Below are 1,997 nucleotides of genomic sequence, written 5' to 3' on the forward strand. Positions count from 1 at the left end.
GCCGGGTTCCGACATACCGCCGACGAGGTCGGCGCCTTTCTCGTCGCGGATATGGCACACCTTGCTGGCCTGATCGCAGCCGGTGTGTACCCCTCGCCGGTGCCGTATGCCGATGTCGTCACCAGCACGACCCACAAGACTCTCGGAGGTGCGCGCGGTGGGCTGGTCCTCTGCCGGGGCTCACTGGCCGACCGAATCGACGCGGCTGTTTTCCCCGGGCACCAAGGCGGAGCGCTCAATCAGAGCATCGCCGCCAAGGCTGCCACCTTCCATCTCGCCGGCCGACCTGGGTTTGTCGAGCGCCAACGGCGAACACTTCAAGGCGCGAAGATCATCGCCGAGCGGCTCTGTCAGCCCGACATCAGATCATCGGGGATCCAGGTGGTGACCGGTGGCACTGACTGTCATCTCGTGTTGCTTGATTTGTCCGAAGCAATAGAACAAGGCCAGTTCACCGACGGTGCAGACGCAGAACAGTATCTGGAGAGTATTGGCGTGACAGTCAATCGCAATACGGTTCCGAACGAGACGCGCACATCCCGTCGACCTTCTGGGCTTCGGCTGGCCACTTCGGCCCTTGCGACTCGCGGTTTCGACGACTCCGCCTTCGCCGAGGTCGCCGAGATCCTGGCCGACGCCCTAACCCGAGCGGAGAACGGTCCCAGCCTCGCGAGCCGCGTCTCCGCACTGGCCAACCGGTATCCGCTCTATGCCACAACCAGCCTGCCCTGAGCACCCATACACTTCAAGGAGATCCATGTCGTCCAACGTTGATCGAGCTGTCCCGTTAGGGTCATCGTCTGAGGCCGACGCGCGTCCGTCGGACATCATCGCGGACTTGATTGCCGCGCGGCTCGGCTGCGATGTCAGAGCTCTCAGCGACGATGCCGAGCCGTTGAAGCTCGGCCTCGACTCGCTCGGGATGATGTCCGTCATCAACCAGGCACGCCGACTGGGAGTATCGGCCACCTTTGAGCAGCTCGCGGAGCGCCCGACTTTCGGCGCCTGGCGGCAGTTGCTCGATGCCCCGCGCGCCGAGCCCGAGGCTGTGGACCCGGCACCACCGGTGAGTCCTGGCGAGCCGTTCGACCTGGCGCTCATGCAGCATGCATATTGGGCCGGACGAGACGCGGACATGGAGTTCGGAGGTGTGGCAACGCATCTGTACAACGAGTTCGATGGCCCCTGCATCGATACGGACCGACTCGACAGAGCCGTGCGGCTGCTCTTAGAACGCCATGGGATGCTCCGAGTCGCGATCGGCGACGACGGGCGGCAGCGTATTCTCCCGCAGCCGGCGTGGCCGGGCCTCACCATTCATGATCTGCGTGACCTCGATGACGCGGAGCAGGCTGCCGCGTTGGAACGTGTTCGTCACGAGGCCTCACATCGACAACTCGATATCGCGTCCGGACAAGTATTCGATGTCGCGGTGTCGCTGGTGAGTGAGAGCAGAACGCGATTGCACGTCAATCTCGACATGATTGCCGCCGATGCAGCCAGCTTCAGGGTCCTCATGGCCGATCTCGCTACCTACTATCACGACCCGGACTCCGTACTGCCGAGCCTGACGTACAGCTTCCCTCAGTATCTTGCCGACCGCCGTCAGGCGGAACAGTCCGAGACTCACACGCGGGAGTATGCCGAGGCTCGCGACTGGTGGCAGGCACGGTTGCCCACACTGCCTGGTGCTCCTGACCTGCCGCGTCTGAGGCAGACACCCGGGCGGACGCCGACGCGCGTGCAGCGGCTGCACCACTGGTTGAACCCGGTTGAACGCGAACGGTTGGAACATATCGCGCGAAAGCATGGCGTGACGCCGGCAATGGCATTGGCGACCGCCTTTGTCGAGGCCATTGGCGGGTGGGCCACCGATCCGCAGTTCCTGCTCAACCTGCCCCTTTTCGACCGTGCAGATTTACACGCCCAGGTGCCACAGTTGGTCGGAGATTTCAGCAGCTCAGTGCTGTTGGCCGCAGATGTCACGGACCGTATGC

Annotated in this window: 1 protein-coding gene and 1 pseudogene; both read left to right on the forward strand. The window is 63.6% G+C overall.

From position 1 onward, the window contains the following. A pseudogene (locus ACT3SQ_RS19120) lies at window positions 1-732 on the forward strand (serine hydroxymethyltransferase); the annotation flags it as partial. A gap of 25 nt (window positions 733-757) precedes the next feature. Further along, window positions 758-1,997: condensation domain-containing protein (locus tag ACT3SQ_RS19125; RefSeq protein WP_444502884.1), on the forward strand; the 1,240-nt coding region annotated here is incomplete at its 3' end.

Source organism: Brachybacterium sp. AOP42-C2-15 (assembly GCF_052377065.1).
Taxonomy (GTDB): domain Bacteria; phylum Actinomycetota; class Actinomycetes; order Actinomycetales; family Dermabacteraceae; genus Brachybacterium.